25 protein-coding genes and 2 pseudogenes are annotated in these 26797 nt (G+C 72.7%); 11 read left to right on the top strand and 16 right to left on the bottom strand.

Features of this window, described 5'->3' with window-relative positions:
- Positions 1-442 precede the first annotated feature (442 nt).
- A complete protein-coding gene (locus ACF1CT_RS35790; RefSeq protein ID WP_391788198.1) occupies positions 443-607 on the top strand; it encodes a hypothetical protein in 165 nt (54 codons plus the stop codon).
- A 186-nt stretch (positions 608-793) separates the two neighbouring features.
- Positions 794-2110 (top strand): geranylgeranyl reductase family protein, encoded by a 1317-nt coding sequence (locus tag ACF1CT_RS35785; RefSeq protein ID WP_391788232.1) that lies wholly within the window; start codon positions 794-796, stop codon positions 2108-2110.
- 30 nt (positions 2111-2140) lie between these two features.
- Here ACF1CT_RS35785 and ACF1CT_RS35780 read toward each other — a convergent pair whose 3' ends face one another.
- Positions 2141-2956 carry a LysR substrate-binding domain-containing protein gene (locus ACF1CT_RS35780; protein ID WP_391788197.1) on the bottom strand — a complete coding sequence of 272 codons (816 nt, stop codon included), beginning with the start codon at positions 2954-2956 and terminating at the stop codon, positions 2141-2143.
- 58 nt (positions 2957-3014) lie between these two features.
- Here ACF1CT_RS35780 and ACF1CT_RS35775 point away from each other — a divergent pair, with 58 nt between their 5' ends.
- Entirely contained in the window at positions 3015-3437 is a 423-nt protein-coding gene (locus ACF1CT_RS35775) for a DUF5997 family protein (RefSeq protein ID WP_391788196.1), read from the top strand.
- Between the two features lie 70 nt (positions 3438-3507).
- Positions 3508-4695, top strand: a complete 1188-nt coding sequence (locus ACF1CT_RS35770; RefSeq protein WP_391788195.1) for an amidohydrolase — start codon at positions 3508-3510, stop codon at positions 4693-4695.
- On the opposite strand, the pseudogene ACF1CT_RS35765 reads toward ACF1CT_RS35770, so the two are convergent.
- From ACF1CT_RS35765 to ACF1CT_RS35730, 8 genes and pseudogenes are all read right to left on the bottom strand, one after another.
- A pseudogene (locus tag ACF1CT_RS35765) lies at positions 4641-5065 on the bottom strand (response regulator transcription factor); the annotation flags it as partial. The gene ACF1CT_RS35770 and the pseudogene ACF1CT_RS35765 overlap by 55 nt on opposite strands.
- A 178-nt stretch (positions 5066-5243) precedes the next feature.
- Positions 5244-6122, bottom strand: a complete 879-nt coding sequence (locus ACF1CT_RS35760) for an urease accessory protein UreD (RefSeq protein ID WP_391788231.1) — start codon at positions 6120-6122, stop codon at positions 5244-5246.
- 59 nt (positions 6123-6181) lie between these two features.
- Positions 6182-6862: an urease accessory protein UreG gene (gene ureG, locus ACF1CT_RS35755; RefSeq protein ID WP_391788230.1), complete on the bottom strand. Its 681-nt coding sequence runs from the start codon at positions 6860-6862 to the stop codon at positions 6182-6184.
- Positions 6863-6931: 69 nt separating this feature from the next.
- The gene (locus ACF1CT_RS35750; protein ID WP_391788194.1) at positions 6932-7630 is read right to left on the bottom strand and encodes an urease accessory protein UreF; all 699 of its coding nucleotides are present in this window, start codon (positions 7628-7630) and stop codon (positions 6932-6934) included.
- Positions 7631-7695: 65 nt separating this feature from the next.
- The gene (gene ureC, locus ACF1CT_RS35745) at positions 7696-9420 is read right to left on the bottom strand and encodes an urease subunit alpha (RefSeq protein ID WP_391788193.1); all 1725 of its coding nucleotides are present in this window, start codon (positions 9418-9420) and stop codon (positions 7696-7698) included.
- Complete coding sequence (locus ACF1CT_RS35740) at positions 9420-9821, bottom strand: urease subunit beta (RefSeq protein WP_391788192.1); 402 nt, start codon at positions 9819-9821, stop codon at positions 9420-9422. Before ACF1CT_RS35740 ends, ureC begins: the two co-directional genes overlap by 1 nt.
- A gap of 18 nt (positions 9822-9839) precedes the next feature.
- A complete protein-coding gene (locus tag ACF1CT_RS35735; RefSeq protein ID WP_391788191.1) occupies positions 9840-10145 on the bottom strand; it encodes an urease subunit gamma in 306 nt (101 codons plus the stop codon).
- Positions 10146-10701: 556 nt separating this feature from the next.
- On the bottom strand, positions 10702-11490 hold the full coding sequence (locus ACF1CT_RS35730) for an SAM-dependent methyltransferase (protein ID WP_391788190.1): 789 nt from the start codon (positions 11488-11490) through the stop codon (positions 10702-10704).
- 233 nt (positions 11491-11723) lie between these two features.
- Here ACF1CT_RS35730 and ACF1CT_RS35725 point away from each other — a divergent pair, with 233 nt between their 5' ends.
- Positions 11724-12341 carry a helix-turn-helix domain-containing protein gene (locus ACF1CT_RS35725; RefSeq protein WP_391788189.1) on the top strand — a complete coding sequence of 206 codons (618 nt, stop codon included), beginning with the start codon at positions 11724-11726 and terminating at the stop codon, positions 12339-12341.
- Between the two features lie 68 nt (positions 12342-12409).
- Here ACF1CT_RS35725 and ACF1CT_RS35720 read toward each other — a convergent pair whose 3' ends face one another.
- Together ACF1CT_RS35720 and ACF1CT_RS35715 are read right to left on the bottom strand one after the other, a co-directional pair.
- On the bottom strand, positions 12410-14287 hold the full coding sequence (locus ACF1CT_RS35720) for a transketolase (protein WP_391788188.1): 1878 nt from the start codon (positions 14285-14287) through the stop codon (positions 12410-12412).
- Between the two features lie 164 nt (positions 14288-14451).
- Positions 14452-15222: a dienelactone hydrolase family protein gene (locus ACF1CT_RS35715; protein WP_391788187.1), complete on the bottom strand. Its 771-nt coding sequence runs from the start codon at positions 15220-15222 to the stop codon at positions 14452-14454.
- 282 nt (positions 15223-15504) lie between these two features.
- Here ACF1CT_RS35715 and ACF1CT_RS35710 point away from each other — a divergent pair, with 282 nt between their 5' ends.
- The 4 genes from ACF1CT_RS35710 (at position 15505) to ACF1CT_RS35695 (ending at position 20621) form a co-directional block, all read left to right on the top strand.
- Positions 15505-15903 (top strand): DUF6221 family protein, encoded by a 399-nt coding sequence (locus ACF1CT_RS35710; protein WP_391788186.1) that lies wholly within the window; start codon positions 15505-15507, stop codon positions 15901-15903.
- Positions 15904-16037: 134 nt separating this feature from the next.
- The gene (locus ACF1CT_RS35705; RefSeq protein ID WP_391788185.1) at positions 16038-16823 is read left to right on the top strand and encodes a class I SAM-dependent DNA methyltransferase; all 786 of its coding nucleotides are present in this window, start codon (positions 16038-16040) and stop codon (positions 16821-16823) included.
- Between the two features lie 145 nt (positions 16824-16968).
- Positions 16969-19050 carry a DUF4139 domain-containing protein gene (locus tag ACF1CT_RS35700; protein WP_391788184.1) on the top strand — a complete coding sequence of 694 codons (2082 nt, stop codon included), beginning with the start codon at positions 16969-16971 and terminating at the stop codon, positions 19048-19050.
- Between the two features lie 8 nt (positions 19051-19058).
- Positions 19059-20621, top strand: a complete 1563-nt coding sequence (locus tag ACF1CT_RS35695; protein ID WP_391788183.1) for a DUF4139 domain-containing protein — start codon at positions 19059-19061, stop codon at positions 20619-20621.
- Between the two features lie 192 nt (positions 20622-20813).
- On the opposite strand, the gene dpgD is transcribed toward ACF1CT_RS35695, so the two are convergent.
- Together dpgD and ACF1CT_RS35685 are read right to left on the bottom strand one after the other, a co-directional pair.
- Positions 20814-21647, bottom strand: a complete 834-nt coding sequence (dpgD, locus tag ACF1CT_RS35690; RefSeq protein ID WP_391788182.1) for an enoyl-CoA-hydratase DpgD — start codon at positions 21645-21647, stop codon at positions 20814-20816.
- A gap of 335 nt (positions 21648-21982) precedes the next feature.
- The gene (locus tag ACF1CT_RS35685) at positions 21983-23398 is read right to left on the bottom strand and encodes a phytoene desaturase family protein (protein ID WP_391788181.1); all 1416 of its coding nucleotides are present in this window, start codon (positions 23396-23398) and stop codon (positions 21983-21985) included.
- 87 nt (positions 23399-23485) lie between these two features.
- On the opposite strand from ACF1CT_RS35685, the gene ACF1CT_RS35680 reads away from it, so the two are divergent.
- On the top strand, positions 23486-24358 hold the full coding sequence (locus ACF1CT_RS35680) for a nucleotidyltransferase domain-containing protein (RefSeq protein ID WP_391788180.1): 873 nt from the start codon (positions 23486-23488) through the stop codon (positions 24356-24358).
- A pseudogene (locus ACF1CT_RS35675) lies at positions 24355-24456 on the top strand (VOC family protein); the annotation flags it as partial. The gene ACF1CT_RS35680 and the pseudogene ACF1CT_RS35675, both read left to right, overlap by 4 nt.
- A gap of 35 nt (positions 24457-24491) precedes the next feature.
- Here ACF1CT_RS35675 and ACF1CT_RS35670 read toward each other — a convergent pair.
- The 3 genes from ACF1CT_RS35670 to ACF1CT_RS35660 all read right to left on the bottom strand — a co-directional run bounded on the left by ACF1CT_RS35670 (position 24492) and on the right by ACF1CT_RS35660 (position 26666).
- The gene (locus ACF1CT_RS35670; protein WP_391788179.1) at positions 24492-25373 is read right to left on the bottom strand and encodes an inositol monophosphatase family protein; all 882 of its coding nucleotides are present in this window, start codon (positions 25371-25373) and stop codon (positions 24492-24494) included.
- A 120-nt stretch (positions 25374-25493) separates the two neighbouring features.
- The gene (locus ACF1CT_RS35665; protein ID WP_391788178.1) at positions 25494-25877 is read right to left on the bottom strand and encodes a Zn-ribbon domain-containing OB-fold protein; all 384 of its coding nucleotides are present in this window, start codon (positions 25875-25877) and stop codon (positions 25494-25496) included.
- Between the two features lie 117 nt (positions 25878-25994).
- Positions 25995-26666 (bottom strand): TetR family transcriptional regulator, encoded by a 672-nt coding sequence (locus tag ACF1CT_RS35660; protein ID WP_391788229.1) that lies wholly within the window; start codon positions 26664-26666, stop codon positions 25995-25997.
- Between the last annotated feature and the right edge of the window lie 131 nt (positions 26667-26797).

Here is a 26797-nt window from a genome sequence, read left to right as displayed (position 1 = left end):
CGGGAGGATAGCGAGCGCGTGCGCGCCTTGTCCCCCGGGGTGGCGGGAACGTGGCGCCTTCCCGTTCCCCGTCGGATGCGCCCCTGTGCGGACCGCTGTCCCCCGGTACCGGTTCCGGGGCCCCTCGTGCCGTCCGGGACCCGTCCGCTCCGGTCGCGGAGGGCCCCGGCGGATGGCCCGTTCGCACAACGTCCTTGTGCCGAACCCGGGTTGAGGTGTTCGGCGTCGCATGAAAGGGCAGTTCGCCGGGCATAGGGACGGTATCCGAGTGGAGGTGGTGGCAGTGGGCCGCATCAGGATCGTCCGACGTCCGCAGCCTCCGTCGAGGCCGCACCCCCTCGACCTCCGGACCCCGTCCGGGCGCCCCCTGCCGTACTGAGGGCTGTCCCGCAATCCCTGGCGGGCGCGCGACGACAGCTACGGCACCACCTGCACCGGCCTGGTGCTCACCGCCGTGCTCGCGCTGCCGGCCATCGCCCAGCACCTGTACCTCTCGGTCAGTTCGGTCGAGAAGCATCTCAACTCCGTCTTCGGCAGGCTCGGACTGGCGCGCGCCTCCGGATACGGCAGACGGGTGCTCGCGGTCCTGCGCTACCTGGAGTCGTAGCCGCCCGGAGGAGCGACCTCCACTGCTTCCCCGTACGGCGGTTGACACCGTGTCGGCCGGTCGCCCGGCGGCGGGCCCCGTTCCGCGACGGCCCTCCCTGATCGATGATGAGGCCCAGGGCCGCCGTCCCCGGGACGGCGGCGGCCGTCCCAGGATCAGGATGAGGGGTTTGCGATGAGCGAAACGATGCCGGACCGGCCCGGCCCGGGCCACCGAACCGTTCCCGGGCCGGACGAGGAGGCCCAGGTGATCGTGGTGGGGGCGGGGCCCGCGGGCTCGGCCGCGGCCTTCCATCTGGCCAGGGCGGGTGTCGACGTGCTCCTCCTGGAGAAGTCCCGTTTCCCCCGCGAGAAGGTGTGCGGGGACGGTCTGACCCCACGCGCGGTGAACCAGCTCATCAGGATGGGCGTCGACATCGAGGCGCCGGGGTGGATCCGCTCACGCGGAATGCGCTGGATCGCCGGGCATCACCGGGTGCACATCGACTGGCCCGCGCTCGGCCGCTTCCCGGACTTCGGGCTCACGCGCAGCCGGCACGACTTCGACGACATCCTGGCCCGGCACGCCGTGGCCGCCGGTGCCCGGCTGCGCACCGAGGTGAAGGTGACCGGGCCGCTGACCGACCGGGCCGGCCGGGTCACCGGTGTCGCCGCCACGACCGGTTCGAAGGACCCGCTGACGTTCCGCGCGCCGCTCGTCGTCGCCGCCGACGGTGCCTCGGCCCGCCTGGCCCTCGCGATGGGTCTGCAACGGGACAGCCGTCGGCAGATCGCGACCGCCGCCCGCCGCTACTACCGCAGTCCGGAGCGTTCCCAGGAGGAGTACCTGGAGCTGTGGGCCGACCTCCGCTTCCCGGGCGGCGACCACTATCTGCCCGGATACGGCTGGATCTTCCCCATGGGCGACGGGCGGGTCAACGTCGGCCTCGGTGCGCTGCCGCACCGGCGACACGGCAAGGCCGATCTGCGCGCGACCCTGGACCGGTGGCTGGCGCGCACTCCGCACGCGTGGGGGCTGCGCGAGGAGAACGCCGAGGGTCCCGTCCGGAGCGCGGCGCTTCCGCTCGGGTTCAACCGCCATCCGCTCTACACCCGCGGGCTCCTGCTCGTCGGCGATTCCGGCGGCATGATCAGTCCGTGGAACGGCGAGGGCATCGGGCAGGCGATGGAGGCCGGCGAGGTAGCGGCGGAAACCGCCGCGCTCGCACTCGCGCTTCCCCGCGGGCCCCGGAGGGAGCGGGTGCTGCACGGCTATCCCGTCGAGATGAATCGCCGCTGGGGACGCTACTACCGGCTGGGCAACACGGCGGCCGATCTCGTCTTCAGCAGGTCCGGTTTCCAGCCGGTCCTCAACCGGTACGTCATGGGGTCGCCGTTCCTGCTCAACACCCTGGCCCGGCTTCTGTCCAACCTCACGGACCGGCCCTCGCGCGACCTGATCGACCACCTGCTCAACGGCGTGGTGCGGATCGTCCCGGAACCCGTGGTGCGGCGCGTGCGCTGATCCCTCCGGATGCCGCGGGACGGGCGGAGTTCAGGACCGGCGGCGGGGCCTTCCGCGCCGGGCGCCCCCGGTGCCGCCGGATCCACCGGAACCGCCGCGCGTGTTCCGGCCGCCCGATCCGCTCGCGGCGGGCTTGCGCCGTGCGGTGCCCGCGCCCGTCCGCTTGCCCTTCGCCTGCCCGCCCTTCCGGTGCTTGTCCGCCGGCTGATCGCCCTTCGTCCCCTCCTGGGGCCGGGGACGTCCCCGGGTGCTGTTGACGGTCCGCCCGCGGACGATCCCGATGAACTCCTCCACCAGGTCGGTGGTCTCCTCCTCCGGCCACGACAGCGCGACGCCGGACCGGGGAGCGTCGGACACGGTCCGGTAGGTGAGGTCCTTGCGGTGGTACAGACGGGCGAGCGACTGCGGGACCACGAGGAGCCCCACTCCCGCCGCCACCAGTTCGACGGCGTCCGCCGTCGTGGCGGGACGCTCGACCGCGGGCCGCCCCGGCAGCCGCTCCCACACGAGGGTGTCGTCGAGCGGGTGCAGCACGACGTCGTCGACGAGCTCCTCGGTGGACAGCTCGTCGACCGTCGCGACGACATGGTCCTTCGGGACCACCACGACCGTCGTCTCCGTGTAGAGGGGGATGGCGCTCAGGCCCGTCCTGTCGGTCGGCAGCCGCAGCAGGCCGGCGTCGGCACCGCTGTCGCGCAGCGTGTCGGCGGCCTCGGCGGCGGGCACGGCGACGAGGGTCAGCGGGATGTCGGGCAGCCGCTCGTTCCAGATCCGCACCCACTTGGTGGGCGTCACCCCGGGGACGTACGCGAGCCGGAACGAGGAGGGTTCTTCGGAGCTGGTCACTCGGCCAGGTTACCGGCCCTGGTCAGAGGTGGTGCACATGCTCGATACCCTTGACGTCATGACGTCGCACAAGACCGCCCAGACGATGAAGCCCGCAACCGCGGCGAAGAAGCTGGGTGTGTACCTAGAGGCCACCCCCGCGAAGTTCCAGGAGGGCGCCGTCTCGCGCACCGAACTCAACGCGCTGCAGTCCGATCCGCCCGAGTGGCTGCGCGAACTGCGACGCGACGGACCGCACCCCCGGCCCGTGGTGGCGGCGAAGCTGGGGATCTCCATCTCGGGCCTCGCCCGGGGCGGGGTCACCGATGCCCTGACCACGGAGCAGATCGAGGCGCTGAAGCAGGAGAGTCCGGACTGGCTGGTGCGGGAGCGCGCCACCCAGGCCGAGGTCCGCAAGGAAGCGGTGCGCCTCAAGGAGAAGCAGGCGCAGAAGGCCGAGGACGCGGACCGCGACGACAAGGCCCGCGGACCGCGCGGCTGACTCCTTCCGCCCCGTTCCGGTCTCCCGTCCCTGCCTCGGCACAATCGAATATTTGGAATACCATTTCTTCATGACTCATGTGACGCTGACGAACGTCCGCCCCTGGGGCGCGGAACCCGTGGACATCGTGATGTCCGGTCCCGAGATCCTCGCCGTGGTCCCCGCCGGCCGCGCGGACCACGGCGGTGACCGTCTCGACGGCGGCGGCCTCCTCGCGCTGCCCGGTCTCGTCAACGCGCACGCCCACGTGGACAAGAGCTGGTGGGGGAAGCCATGGGTCTCCTACGCCGGCGAGGGCACGACGCGGGGCCGCATCGCGCATGAACGCGCCGTGCGGGACAGTCTTGGTATCCCGGACGCGGAATCGACGACCGCGGTGCTGCGCGAGTTCCTTCGGCACGGTACGACGGCGGTGCGCACCCATGTGGACGTCGACCTCGGTGTCGGGCTGCGGGGCATCGAGGCCGTCCGCGAGGCGGTGGACGCGCTCGACGGGGCGATCGAGGTGGAGATCGTCGCGTTCCCGCAGGACGGGGTGGTGCGCCGCCCCGGTGTGCTGGAGCTGCTCGACCGGGCGGCCGGAGCGGGGGCGACGAGCATCGGCGGAATCGACCCGGCGTCCATCGACCGCGATCCGGTCGCCCAGCTCGACGGCCTGTTCGACATCGCCGAGCGTCGCGGGGTGGGTCTCGACATCCATCTGCACGACGGCGGGGAACTCGGGGCGTTCCAGTTCGAGCTCATCATCGACCGCACCCGGCGCTCCGGCCTGCACGGCAGGGTGACGATCTCCCACGGCTTCGCCCTCGGGGAGCTGCCGGCGAACCGGCAGCGGGAGCTGCTCGACGGCTGCGCCGAGGCCGGAATCGGGTGGACGACCGTGGCTCCGCCCCGTACCGCCCCGCTCCCCTGGCGCGACATGCGGGACCTCGGCATCCCGATCGGCCTCGGGACCGACGGGATCCGTGATCTGTGGTCGCCGTTCGGCGACGGCGACCTGCTGCGCGTGGCGCTCGGCTTCGCGCGTCTGCACGGGCTGCGCACCGATGAGGAGCTGGCGCACGCGGTGGAGCTTGCCTCCACCCGCGCCGCCGGCTTCGTGCACCGCCCGGTCCACGACATCGTGGCGGGCGCGCCCGCCGACATCGTTCTGCTGGATGCCGAGAACGTCCAGGACGCCCTCGTCCGCGCTCCGCGACGGCACCTGGTGGTCTCCGGCGGCCGGGTGGTCGTCCGGGACGGCGAGCTTCGGGTCTGAGACCGGCGGTTGGTGATGTCCGGTGCGAGCAGCGCCTCGCCGGCCGCCACCCCCCTTACGTCATGGGTGAGTTCGGTGGCCGGGGCGTCCTTGAGCAGGAAACCGGACGCGCCGGCGCGCAACGCCTCGTACACGTGCTCGTCGAGGTCGAACGCGGTAAGGACGAGGACCTCGGGGCGTCGGGCGATGCCGTGATGCTCCGTGTCGCCTCGATCCCGCCGCCCCCCGGCATCCTGATGTCCATGAGGACCGCGTCGGGGCTCGGTTCGACGGCCTTGGTGACGGCGTCCGCGCCGTCCACGGCCTGTCCGACGATCTCGATGCCGGGCTCGGCGTCGAGCAGGACCGTGAAGCCCTGACGGACCGCCATCTGGTCGTCGGCGGTCGGCACGCGGGTGGTCGTCACGGACGGTCCTCCAGGGGGCGGCCGGTTCGGCGCGGCGCCGTCCGAGTGGCACCGCGATCACGTCGTATCCTCCGTCGAGGACGGCGTCGGGGGCCGGCCCGTCGCGCCGGGAGACAGCCGGCCCGGGGCGGGCGGGGGCCGGTCAGGACTTCCGCAGGTCCGGGGCCGGGACACCGATGAGCAGCCTCCGCACGGCGTCCCAGGCGGCGCGCATCGCGCGGGTGACGGCGGGCGGGTCGCCGCCGACGACGCGCACCCACGCCCCGCAGCCGTCCGGCAGCGTGCTCACGCCGAAGGCCGGGGCGACGGGGTTCAGCGCCTCGTGGAGGGTGTCGGCGACCAGGGACGCCGGGGCGAGCGGGGTGACGACGTACAGGGTGGCCATCAGGTCGTGGTCCGCGAGGACCGCCGGACCGGTGACCGGCCCCGGGCCCCGCGGATCGAGCCGGACGGTGTCCACGGCGAGGAGTCTCCCGTCGGGACGGCGGATCTCCAGATCGCTGAAGAGCATGCGGTAGGCGTGCCGTTCACCGCGGGCGAGCCGTCCGGCCGCGATCGTCTCCCCCAGCAGCACGGTGGCGGCCGGGTCCGCGGTCACCCGGGTGTGCTGGTAGAAGCGGGCGTCCCGGTACGGGATCACGGGATCGGGGAGGAACTCGACGTAACTGCCCTGCGCCGCGGTGATGTCGACGAGCTGGGTGGCGTGGTCGAACTCCATCCGGTGCACCTTGGTGGCGGCCTGCGTGGTGAGGTGGACCGCGGTGCCGGGACCGCAGTCGATGTCGATCCGGTGGCGATCGGCCTGCACGATCCCTCCCCCGGTCGTCATCAGGTACGTCACCGGCAGGTCGGGCCGGTGCGGATCGACGTACAGCGGGCGCGTGATCTGCAGCGGCGACTTCTGGTAGCGGTCGACGAGTTCGGTGCGGTCGCCGACGCGCGCGTAGCGCAGTTCGAGCAGGCCCACCTTGCCGGGGCGCCCGGCGGCCAGGGTGTCCGGCGGTCCGGTGAGCGCGAGCATCGCGGCCGGGACCCTTCGGGGTTCGTAGTGCGCGGGGTCCAGCCGCGCGGGCGCCTCGCTCACGCGGAAGCCGCCTCCCGCGCGGCCTCGTGGGACAGCAGGAAGTCGGCGACGGCACCGAGCCCCTCCCCCGTGAGGGAGTTGGTCAGCACCACCGGCCGGTCCTCCCGTACGCGTCGCGCGTCCGCCTCCATGACACCGAGATCGCACCGCACGTAGGAGGCGATGTCCACCTTGTTGATGACGAGCAGTTCGCACTCGGTGATGCCGGGGCCGCGCTTGCGCGGCATCTTGTCGCCTTCGGCGGTGTCCAGCACGAACAGGAAGAGATCGACGAGGGCCGGGCTGAAGGTGAGGGTCAGATTGTCCCCGCCGCTCTCGAAGAGCAGCGTGTCCACCTCGGGGAAACGTTCGAGGAGTTCGTCGGCGGCGGCCTGGTTCATCGACGGGTCGTCGCGGACCGCGGTGTGCGGGCATGCCCCGGTCTCCACGCCGACGATCTTCTCGGGTTCCAGGAACCCGGCCAGGGTACGCCGTACGTGCGCGGCGTCCTCGGTGGTGTAGATGTCGTTGGTGATGACGGCAGGGGTCCGGCCGCGCTCGATCAGCACGGGGACGAGTGCTTCGATCAGGGCGGTCTTGCCGGAGCCGACGGGGCCGGCGACACCGACACGCAGAACGCCGTCCCCGGGCCGCCGCGGGAGCCCGTCGTGGTCGTGGTGGTGGTTCCTGGCCTGCATGGGGTCGTGCATGGCGATCCTTGTCCGTGGTGTTGTCGTACAGGGGTGGGAGGGCGTGCGGAACAGCCCTCAGCTGGCGAACAGCCGTGCCTCCGCGCGCTCGTGACGGCCCGCCATGACATCGGCCACCGGTACGCAGCCGCCGATGTCCGCGAGTTCGCGGCGCAGAGCGGCTTCGACGGTCTCCTCGATCACTGGGGCGGCCCCGTGCAACAGGACCTGGGCCCGGCGGTGGTCGGTGAGCCTCAGCCGCAGGGCGGCCCCCGCGAAACCTGCGGCGAAGGCGAAGAGTTCGCAGGTCACCGCCGCGCGGACGGGGACTCCGTTGGCGGCGTGGACGACGGCGGCGACGACCGGCTGGCAGCCGCGCACGGCGCCCTTCCGCCGCAGGGACCGGTACCGCTCGATCTGTGGCGTTCCGTAGACCTCGGCGGCCAGGTCCAGCAGTTGCCGTCCGGTGCGGACGGTGGCCTGCCGGGCCTCCCGGCCCAGCTTTCCGGCGTGCAGCCGCTCCTCCACGGCCGCCGCCTCCGCCCAGTCGTCGGCGGTGACCGCGCGGTGGGCGAGCGCGAGGGCGGTCGCGTCGGCCGGTCCCACGCTGTGCCGCAGCAGGTCGTGCAGGAGCCCCGGCAGGCCGCGCGGGGTGACCGCGCGGGCCTGCTGGAAGCCCTCCAGGCCGTGCGAGAGGGTGTAGTAGCCGCTGGGGAAGGCCGAGTCGGTGAGCTGAAGTCCGGTCAGCAGCGCCGGGATCGGGATCGGTTCGTTCACGCCGGGTTTCCGTTCCCGCCGGAGCCGTCCGGGTGCGCCGGCGGCCGTCGGCGTCCGTCGGACGGTCAGACGATGTAGAAGAGGTGGTTGAGCGGGAGTCGCTCGGCGGGCTCGATGGTGGCGGGCTCGCCGTCGACGGTGACCTTGTAGGTGTCCGGGTCCACCTCGATGCGCGGCAGCGCGTCGTTGCGCACCATGTGCTGCTTGCCGATGGTGCGGCAGCGCCGTACCGGTTCGACGCGCCGTTGGAGCCCCAGCTCGCCGGGGACGCCCGCGGCGATGGACGCCTGCGACATGAACGTGACCGAGGTGCGGTGCCGGGCGCGGCCGTGGGTGCCGAACATCGGCCGGTAGTAGACCGGTTGCGGTGTGGGGAGCGATGCGTTGGGGTCGCCCATCTGCGCCCAGTTGACCATGCCGCCCTTGATGATCATCTTGGGCTTGGCGGCGAAGGAGTGGATGGGCCAGAGCACGATGTCGGCGAGTTTGCCGGGCTCCAGCGAGCCGATCACGTCCGCCGCCCCGACCGCCGTCGCGGGATTGATCGTCAGCTTGGCCAGGTAGCGCAGGACCCGCGCGTTGTCGTTGCGGGAGCTGTCCTCCGCCAGCGGGCCGCGCGCCTCCTTGCAGTGGTGGGCCGTCTGGAAGGCGCGGACGAAGGACTCGCCGACCCGCCCCATGGCCTGGGAGTCCGAGGAGAAGATGCTGATCACGCCGAGGTCGTGCAGTACGGTCTCGGCGGCGATCGTCTCGGCGCGCACCCGGCTGTCCGCGAAGGACACGTCCTCGGGGATGTCGCGCGACAGGTGGTGGCAGACCATCACCATGTCCAGCAGTTCGTCCACCGAGTTGACCGTGTAGGGCAGGGTCGGGTTGGTGGAGGCGGGCAGGACGTTGGCCTCGCCGGACACCCGGATGATGTCCGGTGCGTGGCCGCCGCCGGCCCCCTCGGTGTGGAAGGTGTGGATGGTGCGGCCGTCGATCGCGGAGAGGGTGTCCTCGTAGAAGCCGCCCTCGTTGAGGGTGTCCGTGTGGATGGCCATCTGCACGTCGTGCTCGTCGGCGACGCGCAGCGCGGTGTCGATCGAGGCGGGCGTCGCGCCCCAGTCCTCGTGCACCTTCAGGCCTGCCGCGCCCGCCTCGATCTGCTCGTTCAGTGCCTGGGGCAGGCTTCCGCTGCCCTTGCCCAGCAGACCCACGTTGACCGGCAGGTCCTCCACCGCCTCCAGCATCCGGTGGATGTTCCACGGGCCCGGGGTGCAGGTGGTGCCGTTGGAACCGTCGGTCGGGCCCGTGCCGCCGCCGAAGAAGGTGGTGATGCCGTTGGACAGGCCCTCCTGGGCCTGCTGGGGCGCGATGAAGTGAATGTGTGTGTCCACTCCCCCGGCGGTGGCGATGAGGTGCTCTCCGGATATCACCTCGGTGCCGGGGCCGATGACGAGTTCGGGGTCCACGCCGTTCTGCAGGTGCGGGTTGCCCGCCTTGCCCACCTTGACGATCAGTCCGCCGCGGACGCCGATGTCGCCCTTGACCACGCCCAGGACCGGGTCCAGGACCACGACGTTGGTGATGACGAGGTCCAGGGCGCCGTCGCGGCTGAGCGCGGACGGGTCCTGGGCCATGCCGTCGCGGATGGCCTTGCCTCCGCCGTAGACGGCCTCCTCGCCGTAGGAGCCGGCGTTGTGGTCGTACTCGACCTCGACGACGAGACCGGTGTCGGCCAGGTGGAACCGGTCGCCCACGGTGGGGCCGAACAGGTCCGTGTACTGCTTGCGCGGGATGATCGCCATCAGTTCTGCGCTCCCTCGCGGTCGGCGCCGTCGGCGTGGCCGAATCCGAGTTCGGCGGCCCGGCGGAGCGCGGCACGTCTGGTGCCCGGGGCGGACAGATCCCCGTCGACGAGCGCGGCGAAGCCGACGAGCCGTCCGGTTCCGGCGAAGGCGCACAGATCCACCTCACGGGTGTCACCGGGCTCGAAGCGCACCGCGGTGCCGGAGGGGATGTCCAGGCGCATCCCGTAGGCGGTTTCGCGGTCGAAGCGCAGGGCGCGGTTGACCTCGAAGAAGTGGTAATGGGAACCGATCTGGACGGCCCGGTCACCGGTGTTGGCGACGGTGATCCTGGCCCTTGCCCGGTCCGCGTTGATCTCCACGGGTTCGTCGCCGTAGAGGTAGTGGGCTCCGCCCGGCATCTGTCTCTCCCCGGTGTCTCAGACGTGGATCGGGTCGTGGCAGGTGACCAGCTTCGTCCCGTCGACGAACGCCGTCTCGACCTGGAGGACGTCGAGCATCTCCCGTACGCCGGGCATCACGTCGTCGACGGAGACGACGTCGCGGCCCAACTCCATGCATTCGGCGACGGTACGACCGTCGCGGGCGGCCTCCAGGACGGCCTCGGTGATCAGCGCGGCGGCTTCGCTGTAGTTGAGTTTGGTGCCCCGGTCCCTGCGGCGGCGGGCCAGGTCCGCGACCACGTACACATGGAGCTTGTCGATTTCCCGTGGTGAGAGATTCATCGCGTCACCTTGTCTTCTCGAAACGAGATGCCGGGCCGGACCGGGGGTTCGGGACGAGCACCACCTGCGCGATGCCGTGCAGATGCGCCCGCCGTACCCGGCCGGCACGGGCGAGAACCCGGTTCCTCGCCCGTGCCGCCTGTTCCGTCACAGGCGTCCGTGCTCCTCCGGGGCATGGCGCATGCGCCAAATCCCCCGTGTCCAGCGGGCTTTGACCTGATCAACAATCTGTTGAGACGGTACGCCCGGCGGAGGCGGATCCCGGGCACGAACAAGCGGATACGTGGTGTGACCGCACGTGCACCATCGGGCATGCGCACTGGTGGGGAGTGACGCGTCCGGGTCCTCCCGGGCGGATGGCACCTCCGCCGTCGCACAATTCTTGGTCAGAGGTTGAACATTCCGTACCTGTCATTTGACCGGGCCACCGGCCGAACCGCCGGTGGGGCGCACGGACTTCCGGGCAGCCGTACGCAACCGGCCCGGCACCCCCGAGGGGTGCCGGGCCGGTTGCGTACGGCTCGTGCGGGTCGCCGGCCGGCGGCCGGCGGCCGGATCAGGGCTTGCGGGCCACTCCGGCGTACATGTTCGTGGTGGTGTCGGGCAGTTCCTCGCCGGCCGGAGGCCGCCAGGACGTCATCGGCACGACGCCGGGTTCCAACAGGTGCAGGCCCGTGAACAGCCTCTCCACCTCCGCGCGATCGCGCAGGTACATGGGAATGCCCCGCTCCGTGTACTCGCGCGCGAGTGCCTCCGAGCCCGGGGCGAGATCGGCCGTGGCGAGCGTGACCGCCACATGGCTTCCGGACGCGAGCGGTTCCATCAGCGTCTCGATGAGGCCCTGCGCGTCCGCCACGAACTGCAGCATGGCGATGACCGTCACGGCGACGGGCCGGTCCAGGTCGAGCGTCCGGTGCAGGGCGGGGTCGGCCAGGAGGGCGTCCGGAGTGTTCATGTCGCTCTGGATGTAGGCGGTCCGGCCCTCGGGCGTGCTCCGCATCAGCGCGTCGGCGTGCGCCAGGACGACCGGGTCGTTGTCGACGTAGACGATGCGGGCCTCGGGGGCCACGCCTTGCACGACCTGGTGCAGGTTGGGTTCGGTCGGAATGCCGGTTCCGATGTCGAGGAACTGGCGCATCCCGGCCTCCGCCGCCAGCCAGTGGGCCATGCGGCGCATCGCCGCCCGATTGGCCAGCATGCTCGCCCGCAGACCCGGCCACGCCCGGAGCGACGCCTCGGCCGCCCGGCGATCCACCTCGTAGTGGTCCTTGCCACCCAGGATGCAGTCGTACACCCGCGCCGAATGGGCCCGGCTGCCGACCCGTTCGGCCTCCTGCTGGTTCATTCTCCACCACCTGAATCGTTGTCGGTCTCCGTGCGTGGTCAGCGTCACGGACGATACCTGCTCGGCCGGTCACCCGGACCACGCGCGGTGTCCGGCGCGGGACTTGGGGTGCGACGGCGGGAATCCGGGGCACCGGCCGGCCTTCCGGACGAACGCGCCGACCACGGCGCCACGTGGTGCGGAATCGACAACACCAGTTGCTCATTGTGGGACAGGGGATGTGAAATGGACGCATGGACGCGCATTTCCCGAACGCCGAGGACTCCTCCCTCGCCGACACACTGGCCCGGGTCGGCCCCCGCCTCCGGCGCATCCGCACCCGGCGCGGTGTGACCCTGACGGCGCTGGCCGAGACCACGGGCATCTCGAAGAGCACGTTGTCGCGTCTGGAGTCGGGGCAGCGCCGCCCGAGCCTGGAACTGCTGCTGCCGATCGCCCGGGCCCATCGGCTGCCGCTCGACGAACTGGTCGGTGCGCCGGAGGCGGGCGATCCCCGGATCCGGCCGAGGCCCCGCGTCCACCAGGGGCGCACGGTGATTCCCCTGACCGCCGGACCCGGCCCCCTGCAGGCGTGGAAGTCGGTGATCCCGGCCGAGCAGAACCGGCCCGAACCGTGCACGCACGAGGGCTACGAGTGGCTGTACGTCCTGTCCGGACGGCTGCGGCTCGTGGTGGCCGACCACGATCTGGTCCTGGGGCCGGGCGAGGCCGCCGAGTTCGACACCCGGCTGCCGCACTGGTTCGGCGCCGCGGGCGATTCACCGGTGGAGGTCCTCAACCTGTTCGGCCGCCAGGGCGAGCGGATGCACGTCCGCGCCCGGCCGCGCCCCCGGACGGAACCGGATTCCTGAACGGCGTCCCGCGCGACGTCGCGGACGCCGGGCGGGGCGTGCCGGGGGCCGGTGCGCCGGGCTTTCGCTCAGCCGGCGACGAGGTCCCGTGCGGCCCGGGCGATGTGGGTGCGGGAGATGCCCGCCGCGTCGAGGAGTTCGGCGGTGGTGCCGGACCCCGGCATGACGCGCACGGCGAGGTGGACGAGGGCGGGGGCGAGCCGCTGCACGGCAAGCGCGGACAGCACGGCCTCTCCGACACCGCCCTCGGGGTGGTGGTCCTCCACGACGACCAGTGCGCCGGTCTCGCGGGCGGCGAGGGCCAGTACGTCGAGGTCCAGGGGTTTGACGGAGTACAGGTCGACGACGCGGACGGCGATGCCTTCGGCGGCCAGCAGGTCGGCGGCGGCCAGGCATTCGTGGAGGGTGACGCCGGCTCCGACGAGGGTGAGCCGGTCGGCGTGGCTCGTGCGCAGGGTCTTGGAGCCGCCGACGGGGAAGGTCTCGTCGGGGTCGTAGAGGACGGGGTAGGCGCCCCGGGTGGTGCGCAGGTAGGAGATGCCGTCCAGATAGGCCATGGCGGCGGTCAGGGCCGCGGTCGACGTGGCGTCGCAGGGGTAGAGGACGGTGGAACCGTGCACGGCCCGCATCATGGCGAGGTCCTCGACACCCATCTGGGAGGGGCCGTCCGCGCCGATCTCGACACCGCAGTGGGTTCCGCACAGGCTCATGGAGATGCCGGAGACGGCCGCCATCCGGATGAAGTCGTGGGCCCGGGTGAGGAAGGCCGCGAAGGTGGTGGCGTAGGGCCGGTAGCCGCGTGCGGCCATGCCGACGGCGGTGGCGATCATCTGCTGCTCGGCGATGTAGGTCTGGAAGTACCGCTCGGGATGCGCCTTGCCGAAGTCCTCCGCGTGGGTGGAGTTGCCCACTTCCGCGTCCAGGGCCACGATGTCGGGCCTGGCGCCGATCGCCGCGAGCGCCTTGCCGAACGCGACACGGGTGGCGACGGTGTCACCGGTCCGGAACCGGGGCAGTTCGACCCGCACGGGCTCGACCGGGGCGGCGCGGGGCGTCTCGGGCGGCAGCTGACCGCGGACGGTGAGGTGGCGTACGCCGCCCAGTTCGGCGACGGCGCGTACGGCGAGGTCGTCGGGCAGCGCCTTGCCGTGCCATCCCTCGGCGTCCGCGATCTCGGAGACCCCGCGGCCCTTGACGGTCCGGGCGACGACGACGGTGGGGGCCTGTCCGTCGGCCGCGACGGACAGTGCCTGTTCGATGTCCGCGAGGTCGTGGCCGTCGACGACGACGGCGCGGCAGCCGAACGCCTCGGCCCGGCGGGCGTAGGCAGCGGTGTCCCAGCCCAGTTCGGTGGGGCCCCGCTGGCCGAGACGGTTGACGTCGATGATCGCGACGAAGTTGGCCAGCCGGTGGCGTCCCGCCTTGTCCAGGGCCTCCCACACGGACCCCTCGGTCATCTCGCTGTCGCCGCACAGCACCCACACGCGGTACGGGATTCGCTCCAGATCACGCCCGGCGAGCGCGATGCCGACCCCGTACGCGATGCCCTGGCCCAGCGAGCCGGTGGCGGCGTCCACCCAGGGCAGCACCGGGGTGGGGTGCCCCTGGAGCCGGGCTCCGGCGCGCCGGTAGGTGGTCATCAGCTCCTCCTCGCCGATCGCACCCGCGGCGAGGAACATCGCGTACAGCAGCGGGGAGGCGTGGCCCTTGGAGAAGATCAGGTGATCGTTGGCGGGGTTCTCCGGGTCCTGCCAGTCGTAGCGCAGGTGGCGGGCCATGAGGACGGCCATCAGATCGGCCGCGGACAGGCTGGAGGTCGGATGGCCGGAACCGGCGGCGGTGCTGGCCCGGACGGAGTCGACGCGCAGTTGCTGGGCCAGTTCGAATACCTCGTCCAGGCCGCTGTCCGGCCCGAGTACGACGGCGTGGGTGTTCTCGGCCGTCATCGCGGCCTCCTCTCGTCCGGGCCCCCCGTGTTCCCGGGCCGTCCTCGCCGTCGGCACGGCGTGGGCCGGCCGTCGGCCCACGCCGCGGGTGCCCGGGAGTTCTGGGGCGGAGCACGGTGCCGTGCCCCTTGCCGACCGTATGCCGAGGGCGCGGGGGCCGCGATTCAGGCGCGTGCCGCCTTGAGGGTGCGGTCCAGGAGTGCCAGCAGCGCCGTCCAGTGGCGTTCGTCGGCGGTGCGGTCGTAGGCGGCGGTGTCCGCCTGGGTGAACCCGTGAAGCGCCCCGGTGTAGACCTCACCGCGATGGCGCACCCCCGCCGCGGTGAGCGACTCGTCGAGGTGGGTGATCTGCTCGGGGGGCAGTGCGGGGTCCTGATCGGCGTGACCGAAGTACAGCTCCGCGGTGATCCGGTCGGCGAGCAGGTGCGGGCTGTCGTCGGATTCGGTGGCCAGCCGGGCGCCGTGGAAACCGGCCGCCGCCGCGACCCGGTCCGGGTACGTGCCGGCGGTGCGCAGGGCGAGGCCGGCGCCCATGCAGTAGCCGGTGAGGCCGACCGGCCCGTCGGCGGCCGCGGGACACTCCGCCAGCCAGGCCAGGTAGGCGTCGGCGTCGCTCATCGCCGCGTCGGGGGTCAGCGACCGCAGGATCGGTCCGAGTCGCTCGAAGAGCTCCGGGCGGGCGGCCGGGTCGATGAAGTCCGGGAGTTCGACGACCGGCGCCCGGCCGTGACGGTAGAAGACGTTGGGGACCAGGACGGTGTAACCGGCTCCGGCGAGACGGTCGGCCATGTTCCGCAACTGCGGGCGGAGTCCGAAGGCGTCCATGTAGAGAAGGACCGCGGGGTGGGGTTCCCCGTCGTCCGGATGGGCCAGGTAGGCGTCGGCGACGCCGTCCCTCGTGGTGATGTCCACGGACGTTCCGTGCACGGAGGTCATGGGCTGTTCCCTTCTCTCGTCCGCTGCCCCTCCGCGCCCGGACGGGGACGGAGGGCGGTGGTGGGCCGGTGGTCGATGCCACGACGAACACGGTGGCCTCGGGACGGGGCGTGCGCATCGTCCCGAACGCGCCCGGGCGACGACGACCACGTGATGAACGATATGCCGGTCCGCCCACTCGGTATCGTCGTGCGGCGGCCTCGGTGCGCGAACGGCCCGCGGGCGGGGCGGCAGGTGCCGCCCCGGCAGGGAACCAAGACGGTGTGAGGATTCGGAACCCCGATGACAGACAACTCCGACATGATCGACTTCGTCCGGGCCCGCCTGGCCGAGGAGGAGCGGACGGCCCACGCGGCGGGCGGGGACAACTGGCGGTGCCCCGACGGAGTGCCCGGCGAGATCCACGACCGGTCCGGCGCCATCGCGTTCACCATCCGGGGGCACGGCTTCGACCAGCACATCGCCTTCCAGGACCCCGCGCGCACCTGCCGTCGCATCGAGACGAGCCGGGTGCTCCTGGACGAGTACGCGGAGGTCGCGGACAAGGACACCGACCGCCCGGATGCCGACTTCACGTCCGGCCGCGCCGTCGGACTCGGCTTCGCCGTACGGCAGATGGCCGCGGAACACGCCGGTCACCCCGACTACCGGGCCCGCTGGCTGCCGCGCTTCATCCATTAGCCCCCGGCGGTCGCCGTCCCCGCCCCGTCGCCGTGGACGTGCCCCGGCCGGACCGGAGTCCGGACGGCACCCCGGAGCCGACGTCCGGAAACCCGGTCGACAGCGGATCACCGCGCCCGGCAGAGTAGCGGCCCGTGACGAGCAGTGAACTGTGGACCCGCGCGACCGCCGACCGCTACGACACCGAGGAGAGCGAGAGATCCTCGGCGGTGTTCCTCGCACCAACCCTCGCCTTTCTCGCCGGCCTCGCCGGAGACGGCCGAGCCCTGGAGTTCGCCATCGGAACCGGACGCGTGGGCGTGCCGCTCCGCGAGCGCGGAGTGCCGGTCGTGGGCATCGAACTGTCCGAGCACATGGCCGCGGTCCTGCGGAACAAGATCGACGAGGAGACGCTTCCGGTCGTGCTCGGGGACATGGCCACCACTGTCGTCCCCGGCGAGTTCACCCTGGTCTATCTGGTCTACAACACCCTCTCGAACCTGCTCACGCAGGACGAACAGGTCGAGTGCTTCCGCAACGCCGCACGCCATCTGGCGCCCGGCGGCCGGTTCGTCATCGAGCTGGGGGTGCCTCCGCTGCGGTTCCTGCCGCCCGGGCAGGTGGCGGTGCCGTTCGACGTCTCCGAACGCCACCTCGGATTCGACACCTTCGATCTGGCCGAACAGACACTCGTCTCGCACCACCTCACCCTCGACGGCACGGACGGACGCTACCGCCGCGGCAGTTCGCGTCACCGGTACGCGTGGCCCGCCGAGCTCGACCTGATGGCACGGATCGCGGGGCTCGAACGGGAACGGCGCGTCGCGGACTGGGACGGAACACCGTTCACCGAGAACTCCGCGCAGCACGTCTCCGTGTGGCGCAAGCCGGTCGAGTGCGCTCCCTCCCGGTCCCACCGGCCGGACCGGGACCGGGCCTGACGGCGGGCCGTCGGTCCCGCCGCGTGACGGCGGCCGTCGGTCCCGCCGCGGGCCGACACCGGGTTCGGCCGACTCGACGCGGACGCCGGGAACACCCGGACGCGTAGGCTGCGCTCAGCATGGACACGACGGGGGGGCGGGCCACATGGCGGCTGAATCGGCACGGAGGTGGGGGTCGACCCTCGACTCGGTCCTGGTGTACGCGCAGGGCGCGGTCTGTCGGCGCCTGGCCCGGGGCACCGTGCCGGCCGACGGCCGGGTGCGGGTGACGGGACTGCCGCGCGCGTTGGACCCGGACTCGCTGCGGGCCCGCGTCCCGGGCACTCCGGGCGTACGCGTCACCGAGGTCAGGACGGAGGTCGAGGCCGAGCCGCGCGGCACGGGCACGCCCGACGAACCGCTGCGCGAGGTCGAACGGCTGAACGACGCGTGCGCGGCTGCGCGGGGCCGCCGGGACCGGCAGCTGGGACTGATCGAGGAGACCGGGGCCCTCCGCCCGGTACCGCCTGCCCGCAGACGGGGGGACCCGCACCGTCGCACCCCGGTCGACGCGTGGCTGGAGCTCACCGAATTCGTCGACGAGCGGCTGGTGGGACTGCACCACCGCCTCGTCGAACTGGAGGAGGCGCTGCGCGACGTCGAGCACGAGTTCGCCGTCGCTGCCGACAGACTCGCCCGCGCCTCCACCGACACGCCGTCAGCCCACGTGGAGACCACTGTCTGCGCGGTCCTGACCCTCGACGGCTCCGGCGGCACGGAGGTCGAACTGGAACTGGAGTACGGGGTGCCGGGCGCCGTCTGGACACCGTCCTACCGCCTGGCGCACCGTCAGGGCGACGGCAGCGGCCGTCTGGTGCTGCGCGCCTCGGTCGCCCAGCGGACCGGCGAGGACTGGACGGGGGTGCGGATCGCCCTGGCCACCGCCGACCTCCGGCGCCGCACCGACCTGCCGATGCTCCGCTCGATCCGGATCGGACGCGGCCAGCCCGCCCCCGCGCCCTCCGGCTGGCGCGAACCCCCGGCCGGACTCGCCGACCTGTTCTCCGGATACGACGCGGCGGGCCCGGCCCCGGCCCCGGCCGCCGCGCCCGTGGCTCTCGCGGTCGGCTCCGCCCACGGTCCCGTTCCACCACCACCGCCTCCCCCGCCGCCGGCGCCGACGCCGCGGGGCTACGGCGGTCCACCGGCCGCGATCGGGGCGCCCGGCCGTACGGTCGGCGCCCCGCCGGGCGGCCTCGGCGGCGGGATGCCCGCCCCTGCGCGGCCGACCGGGGCCGGGCCCGGTGACAGGCCGCGTTCCCGCGGCAGGTCCTTCGCGGACGCCCCCGCCGCCCCGGCACCTCCGGCTCCCGGCCGGGCCGCACCGCCGCCTGCGCCACCAGTGACCGGTCCGCCGCGGCCGAGCGGCGCCGAACTCGACTACGCCGCCCTTGTCCTGTGCGGCCCCGACGAGCAGGATGGTCGCAGGGGCAGGCTGTTTCCCGGCTCCCCCCTCGACCCGGCGGCGGCCGAGTACCGCCGCCGTGCCGAAGCGGTGGCCGCGCTGCCGTTGCCCGGACAGGCCGTACGCCCCCGCGAATCGGCGGGCTCCTTCGACCACCGCTTCGATGCCACCGCCCGCGCCGACATTCCGTCCGACGGCACCTGGCACACCGTCACCGTCGGCGAGATCCCGGTAGGGCTGCGCACCGAATACGTCTGCGTGCCGTCCGTGGAACAGACCGTGTACGCGACGTTGGTGCTCTCCAACGCCACCGACCAGGCACTGCTGGCCGGCCCGGTGGAGGTCGCCGTCGACGACGAGTTCCTGCTGACCGCCGCACTGCCCACGCTCGCCCCCGGCGGTGTCCGCCGGATGGGGCTCGGGCCGGCCGAGGGCGTCCGGGTCACCCGCCGTACGAACCTGCGCGAGTCCACCTCGGGCCTGCGCGGCAACACCACCGTGCTCGACCACCATGTCCACGTGGAACTCGCCAACCGGCTCGCCGGGCCCGTCACCGTGGAGGTCCGCGAACGGGTGCCCGTCGCCTCCGATCCGGACGTCCGGATCGAGGAACGGGCAGGCTGGACGACGCCCGATGAGGGCCCGGAATCCGATCGGCACGCGCCGGGCACCCGCGTCCGGCGCGTGGAGCTGCCCGCGGGCGCCACTGCCGCCGTCGACGGCGGCTACGAGATCCGCATCCCGACCGGCAAGGCCCTGGTCGGCGGCAACCGCAGGAGCTGACACCCACCATGCCCACGGCCCCGAAGCCGATCGCCCTCCCCGTCACCGCCGTCACGTGCCTGGAGGATCGCGCCCTCGTCGAGCGCGCCGTCGTGCTCGACCTGGAGGCCGGGGTCCAGCGGCTGCGCCTCGGTCCGGTCGGCGCGACGGCCGTCGACCGGACCCTCCATGCCGAACTGACCGCCGATCACCCGGCGACCGTGCTCGACGTGCGGATCGTCCGCAGCTGGACACCGCGCGGGCCGCTGCCGCCCACCGGCGACGACTCCGCCCTCCGTCACCACGTACACGCCCTGGAAGAGGAGCGGCTGGCCCTGGGGCGGCGGCGCGACCGCTTGCGGACGCGTCTCGACCTGCTCGGCCACCTCGCCACCGATCTGCTGCGGGACATCGGCGAGGGCGCCGGCTGCGGGGAGGCCGACCTGCCCCGGTGGGCCCGGGAACTGGACCGGGTGGACGGCGAGCGCGACGGGTGCGGCGAGCAACTCCGTGGCGTGGAAGCCCGGCTGAACGCGCTGGAAGCCGAACTCGGTGAGGCCGAAAGCGCCGTGCTCCTCGCCGAGGAGGAGCCCGCCGAGCTGGTCGGCCACATCGAGTTGACCGTGCGGAGCGCGGTCGCGGGGCCGGTCCGGCTGCGCCTGAGCCACCTCACCCCGTGTGCGCTGTGGCGCCCCGCCTACCGGGCCGTGCTCGACGGTGACTCCCTGACGCTGGAGACCGACGCGATGGTCTGGCAGCGCACCGGTGAGGACTGGTCGGACGTACGGCTGACGTTGTCGACGGCTCGCTCGGCGGCGGCCACCGATCCACCGCGGCTGGGCGAGGACCGGCTGACGCTCAAGGACCGCTCCGCGGCGGAGCGCCGCACGATTGACGTCGAAGTGCGCGAGGAGGAGACCGGGGATCTCGGCCCGGCCCCGGTGCTCGGCCTGCCGGGGGTGGACGACGGTGGCGAGGCACGGGTGCTGGGGTCCCCCGTGCCGGTCTCGGTGCCCGGTGACGGTCGCGCCCACCGGGTGCCGCTCTCCGCGTTCACCACGGTCGCACGCAGTGAGTACGCCTGTGCACCGGAGTTGTCCCCGCTGGTCACCCAGGTCGCACGGTTCGACAACCTGTCCGGCCACGCGCTGCTCGCCGGGCCCGTGGACCTGGTCCGCGACAGCGGGTTCAGTGGCCGCGGCACGCTGGAGTTCACCGCTTCCGGCGCCCCCGCCCGGCTGTCCTTCGGCAGCCGCGACGACTACAGGGTGGTGCGGCAGGCCGAGGAGTCCCGCGCGTCCGCCGGTATCGCCCAGCGGACCGTCGTCACGCGCACGGTCCGGCTGCACCTGTCCCGGTTCTCCGCCCCGGGGGAGCACGGCGAGCGGGTGATCGCCCTGCGCGAGCGGATTCCGGTCTCCGAGGTCTCGGCGGTGGGAATCCGCCTGCGCGAGGACGCGTGCTCCCCGGCCCCCGACGCGGTGGACGCCGAGGGCATCGCCCGCTGGGACGTCCCCCTCCCGCCCGGCGGCCGCCGCACGGTCACCCTGGTCTACGAGCTGTCGGCGAGCGGCAGGGTCACCGGGCTGTGAGCGCGACGGGGGGCTCTGCCGACGTCGGCCGAGCTGCCGTCAGGCCTCCCGTCCGGGCCGGACCGGCGGCGACCGCCGCCTTCGTCCCGCCACCGCCGACGGCTGTTCGGCACGTGCCCTCCCTCGCCCCGGGCGGGACCGGGTCCGTGAGGGTGGTGCCGGGCACCGTCTCGTCCGGGAAGCGGCGGCCGGTCAGTCGCCCTGCCAGCGCGGCTCACGCTTCTCCACGAAGGCGAGCGGCCCCTCGATGGCGTCCTTGCTGTGCATGCGCTCCTCCTCCCAGCGGTACCGGGTGGCGAAGGCCTCGGGCAGGGACATGGTGAGCGACTTGGTCGCCGCTTCCTTGATGGCTCGCACCGACAGCGGCGCGCAGCGCAGCACGTCGGCCACCCAGCCCTCGACGCAGTCGTCCAGGTCGTCCGCGGGAACCACCTCGTTCACAAGCCCCAGATCGAAAGCCCTCCGCGCGCTCAGTGGACGGCCGGTCATCAGATGGCCGAGGGCGCTCTTGAACGGAAGCTGTCTCGCCAGGCGGAACACGCCACCTGCCCCGGCCATGAGCCCGAGCTTCGCCTCGGGCAGGGCGAACGTCGCGTCCTCCGAGGCGACGATCATGTCGCAGGCGAGGGCCAGCTCGAAACCTCCGCCCATCGCGTACCCACGGACCTTGGCGATGACGGGCTTCGAGAGGTCGAAACGTTCGGTCAGGCGCGGCCACCCGGGCTTCCCCCGGCTGCCGAAGGTGGCTGTCCCCGCGGTGCCGCCCCGGACGCGGCGCGCCAGTTCCTTGAGGTCCTGGCCGACGGAGAAGGCCCGGGTCCCGGCACCGGAGAGCACGGCGATCCAGACGTCGTCGTCGTGCTCGAAGTCGTCCCAGACATCCATGAGTTCCGCGTGCATACGCAGATCCATGGCGTTGAGGACCTCGGGGCGATTGAGCGTCACATGGGCCACCCGACCGGCCTTCGAGTACTCGACACGGGGCGCTTCCCCCACACCCCTGGCGTTTTCGTCCGTGCGCGGCATACCGCGGATCGTAATGCCTCCCCGAAATGTCTGACCAGTGTCCCGGAAGCCTGCTCGTCACGCGCGCGTGAGCGGCTCCGGTCGAGCCCGGCGACTCAGCGGAACTCCTCGGGGAGCACGCGGAACCCGGCCCGCGCTTTCGGCGGGCGTGCCGAAATCCCGCACACTCTCGTGCTTCTCGCAGGCCCCGGACCTCATCGGTCGAACATTTCGCCCCAAGACCCCAAGACCCCAAGACTCCGAGGTCCCGAAACCCCGAAAACCCGGGGCCCCGAAAATCCGGGACCGCGCGGCCCCGACCGCTTCAGCCCGCCCGGGTGCGACCCGACGGCCTCTCAGGCCTCCCGCAGCCGTCGCCAGACGGCCTTCGCCGCGTGGTGGCCGGACATGCCGTGCACACCGGGGCCGGGCGGGGTGGCCGAGGAGCACAGGAACACGGCCGGATGCGCCGTCGCGTACGGCACGCGGGCGAGCTTGGGCCGGATCACCGTCTGGAGTCCCGCGAACGCGCCGCAGGCGATGTCGCCGTCGACGTAGTTGGCGTTGCGCGCGGCGATCCGGGGCGGTCCGGCCACCGACCGGGCGAGGACGAGGTCCCGGAATCCGGGGGCGAAGCGTTCCAGTTGACGCTCTATCACCTCAGTGGCGTCGCCCTCCCAGCCCGACGGGACGTGTCCGTACGCCCAGAAGACGTGCCGGCCCTCGGGTGCCCGGGAGGGGTCGATCAGGCTGGGCTGCGCGGTGATCAGGAACGGCACGCTCGGGTCACGGCCCGCCACCGCGGCGCTCAGCGCGGCGTCGATCTCCCCGGCCGTGGGGCCGAGGTGGACCGTTCCGGCCCTGCGGGCCTCGGGCGCGGTCCACGGGACCGGGCCCGACAGCGCGTAATCGATCTTGAAGCAGGAGGCGCCGTAGCGGTAGCCGCTGTAGGCACGGCCCAGCCCCGCGATGCGGGCCATCGCGGTGGGCGAGGTGTCGAAGACGTAGGCGCGTGCGGGCGGGAGTTCGTCGAGCCGTCTGACCTCGGTGCCGGTGTGAATCGTGCCGCCCTGTTCGCGCAGGTAGGAGGCGAGGGCGTCGGAGATGGCCTGGGATCCGCCACGCGGCACCGGCCAGCCCTTCTCATGCGCGGCCAGGGCGAAGAGCAGGGCGATTCCGCCGGTGGCGACACCGCTGACCGGCGCTATGGCGTGGGCTCCGAGCCCGGCGATCAGACCGCGCGCCTTCGCGCCGCGGAAGCGGCGGGAGAGCAGTGTCGCGGGCTGGAGCGCGTCGAGACCGAAGCGCGCCCATCGGTACGGGTCGCGGGGCAGGCCGTCCCAGGGAGTGCGCAGGAAGTCCTGGGCGAGGGTGTCCCAGTGCCCGAGGAACGGGGCGACGAGTCTGCGGTAGGCCCCCGCGTCCCGGGCGCCCAGCGACATGGCGCTCTCCCCCACCGATCCGGTGAGCACCGCGGCCGTCCCGTCGGGGAACGGGTGGGCGAGCGCCAGCTCGGGCTGGAGCCACTCCAGGCCGTGCCGGGCGAGCGGCATGGTGGCGAAGGCGGGCGAGCCGATGCCCAGCGGATGGACGGCGGAACAGGGATCGTGGCGGAAGCCGGGCAGGGTGAGCTCCTCCGTGCGGGCCCCGCCCCCTACGGTCCCGGCCGCCTCGAAGACCTCCACGGCGAAACCTCGCCGGGCCAGTTCGACGGCGGCGGTAAGTCCATTGGGCCCCGCCCCCACGACGACGGCATCAAGCATCGACGGCACCTTCGGGCTCCTTCGTCAGCCGGCGGCCGGAAGACCCAGGATATTCCGCGGCACCGACAGCGTGGCCGCGGGTAGGGTCACCACGCGATGAACACACCGAACTCCGCCGCTCCGCGCGCATCGGGGACGCGGCCAGGCCCGGCCGTGCCCGCCCGGATCGCGGACCTGGCCTCCCGGCTCGCCTCCGTGCCCGGTGTGCGAGCCGTCTCCCTGGGCGGCAGCCGGGCCCGCGGCACGCACCGCCCGGACTCCGACTGGGATCTGGGCCTCTACTACCGGGGGACTCCCGACGTGTCCGCGCTGACCTCGCTGGCGTCCGAGGCCCAGGGCTCCCCGGTGGAGGTCGCGGGGCCCGGCGGCTGGGGCCCCTGGGTGAACGGTGGTGCCTGGCTGACGGTGGACGGCGACGCGGTGGACTTGATCCTGCGCGATCTGGACCGGGTGGAGGCGGTCTGGACCGACTGCCGGGAGGGCCGTTTCGAGGTGAACGTGCAGGCCGGCCATCCGCTCGGCTTCTGGTCGCCCGCGTACCCCGGCGAGGTCGCGCTGTGCCACGTGCTCGCCGACCCCCGGGGCGACCTGACGGCGCTTCGAAACGAGACCCTCGCCTACCCGGAGCCGTTGCGCACGGCACTGGTGGAGGCGTCGTGGGAGGCGGATTTCTCGGTGGCGAACGCCCGCAAGTCGGCCGCCGCCGATGACGCGCTCCATGTCTCCCTGTGCCTGTCGCGCGCGTTCGGCGTCCTCGCGCAGTCGCTCCACGCCCACCACCGCGCCTGGTGTCTGAACGAGAAGGGCGCGGTGGCCGCGGCGGCCGGTATGCCGGACACGCCCGCGAATTTCGCCGCGCGGGTCGGTGAGGCGCTGCGGGGTCTGGACGGGGAGGCGGTGGACCGGGCCGCGGAGCTGGTCAGGGACGTCCGGTCGGCCCTCGCGACGGACGGGAGGAACCACGCGTGATCGCCGACCTCCAGTGTGTGGTGCTCGACTGCGCCGATCCCGCGCGTCTCGCCGTGTTCTACCGAGGTCTCCTCGGCGGAGACGTCGACCGGCCGTCCCGCACTGCGGCGTCCGGGCGCGGGCGGGTGGCGGGTCAGGCCCCGTCGCGCAGTGCCTTCAGGACGCGTTCGGCGGTCGCCCCGTCCCGTGCGGCCGTGAACGGCAGGGCGTTCCCGCCGGTGATCCTGAACGGGGTGCCGTCCAGCGTGGCCTGGGCGCCGCCGGCCTCGGTGACCAACAGCAGTCCCGCCGCGTGGTCCCAGGCGTACTCCCAGGTGAAGGCGACCGCGTCCATCTCGCCGCGCGCGACGGCGAGGTATTCGAGGCCTGCCGAGCCGCAGGGCCGGGCATCGATGCCGTCGGTGCGCAGGCCGAGCAGGGCGCGCTTCTGGGCTTCGGTGGTGTAGTCGGGGTGCGACATGGCCACCCGCAGAGCGGTGCCGGGCGCGGGCGAGCCCGAGCTGATCGGCTCGCCGTTCAGCGTGGCGCCCCCGCCGCGGACCGCGACGGCCATCTGGTCGAGGGCCGGGGCGAAGGTCCACGAGGCGAGGAGTTCGCCGTGCCGGGCGAGGGCGACCAGGGTGCAGAAGCCCGGGTCGCCGTGAACGAACTGCCGGGTGCCGTCGACCGGGTCGACGATCCACACCGGTGCGTCGCCCCGCAGCGCGTCGTACACCGCCGGATCGGCGTGGACCGCTTCCTCCCCGACGACGACCGAACCGGGCAGGAGCCGGGTCAGTGAGGCGGTGAGGTGTTCCTCGGCAAGGCGGTCGGCGATGGTGACGAGATCGTGCGGGCCGTTCTTCTCGACGATCTCGTGCGCGGCGAGCTGTCGGTGGCGCGGCATGATCTCGGCCGCGGCCGCCGCGCGCACCGCCGCCTCGACCTCGGTCAGCCGTCCGGCGCACCCGATGTCCGTGGCGCCCCCGGCCGTGTCGGCGATGCCTGCGAGTCCGTCGAGAAGTTCGTTCATCATGTCTCCAGCCAATCACGACGTCTCGAGGAGTTGACGAACGGCCCATGTCAGGAGGGCGGCCGGTCGGTGTACGGCGGCGTACGGACCGGGGAGGAGTGCGGCGGCGGTGTGGTGGGGGCATCAGAGCCAGTCGTCGTTCCGCGGCGGCTCGCAGAGCTCGAAGACCACCTCGCCCGTCTCCGGGTCGCTCCCGGTCAATGGCCGTACCCGTGCGCCGACCGGCACCCTGTGCGGCGCGGCGCCCACGACGCGGCAGCGGAACACGAAGCCCTCGGGAAGCCGGACGAGGGACTCGTTGCGCGCCGCCTCCGTGTAGCGGTGCACGACTCCGGATCTGACAACGACGCCCAGGCCCGCGCCGTGTTCGGGTTTCAGATCGCTCGACGCGCACACCGGGCACAGCAGCCGCCGGAAGGAGGCGGTGCCGCACCAGCGGCACCGGTGGTAGTGCAGGCCGGCTTCCTCACGCACCGCCTGCGCGGTGCCATGCGTTGACTGGGACACGTTCGACCCCCTGCGCTCGCTCGGACGCGCCGCACCTGCGTGTCGGCGCGTCCGCACCATAGGGCACTGAGTGCCGAACCGTAAAGGCACTCAGTGCCAGAAATCGTGATTCCGGCCTCAGTCCCGGCCGATCGCCGACTCGATCTGCTGCACCACACGCCACATGGGAGCCCCCTTGGCGGCGACCATCACCACCACGTCGCCACCGTCCGGGGCCCCCGGCGCTTCCGCGGTCTCCGCGCTCCCCCACACCTGCCGCACGAGCCCGAGGGCGTGATCCACCGCCGTCTCCGCGTCCCCCGCACCACCGGAACGCAGCCAGGCGCGCAACCCGTTGTTGTGGGCGGCGACCACGGAGGCGGCGATCACCTCGGCCCGCAGCGCGCCGTCCCCGGCCTCGCCGTAGCGTCCGCGGAGATAGCCGGCCAGCGTCTGCTCGTAACGGCGCACCACGGACAGTTCGTAGGTGCGCAGTCCGGGCACCTCCCGGGTGAGCCTGTAGCGCTGGACCGAGAATTCCGGGTTTGCGGAGTACATGCTCAGCACCAGCCGGGCCGCGTCGCACACCGCGTCGACGGGTTCCACGTCGCCGACCGTCGCCAGGAACGCCGTCATGTCGGCGAGGCAGCGCTCGTGGTCCGGGAAGACCGCGTCCTCCTTGGAGGGGAAGTACCGGAAGAACGACCGGCGCCCGACCCCGGCCCGGGCCACGATGTCGTCCACCGTGGTCTGCTCGAAGCCCCGCTCCAGGAAGAGCTGGAAGGCGGCCTGGGCCAGCACCTCCCGCATCGGGGCCTTCTTCGCGGGTCTGCGTGCGTCAGTCATGCGGGGAACGTAGCACCGAAAAGGCCTCTATGGCACCGCGTTCCTTTACAGAGGGTACTGAGTGCCATATCGTCGTTGGCACGAAACGCACCCAG

This window comes from Streptomyces sp. NPDC014734, assembly GCF_043083325.1.
Classification (GTDB): Bacteria; Actinomycetota; Actinomycetes; order Streptomycetales; family Streptomycetaceae; genus Streptomyces.
Note: the sequence above shows the minus strand (reverse complement) of the source record. Positions and strands in the feature narration are given on the sequence as shown.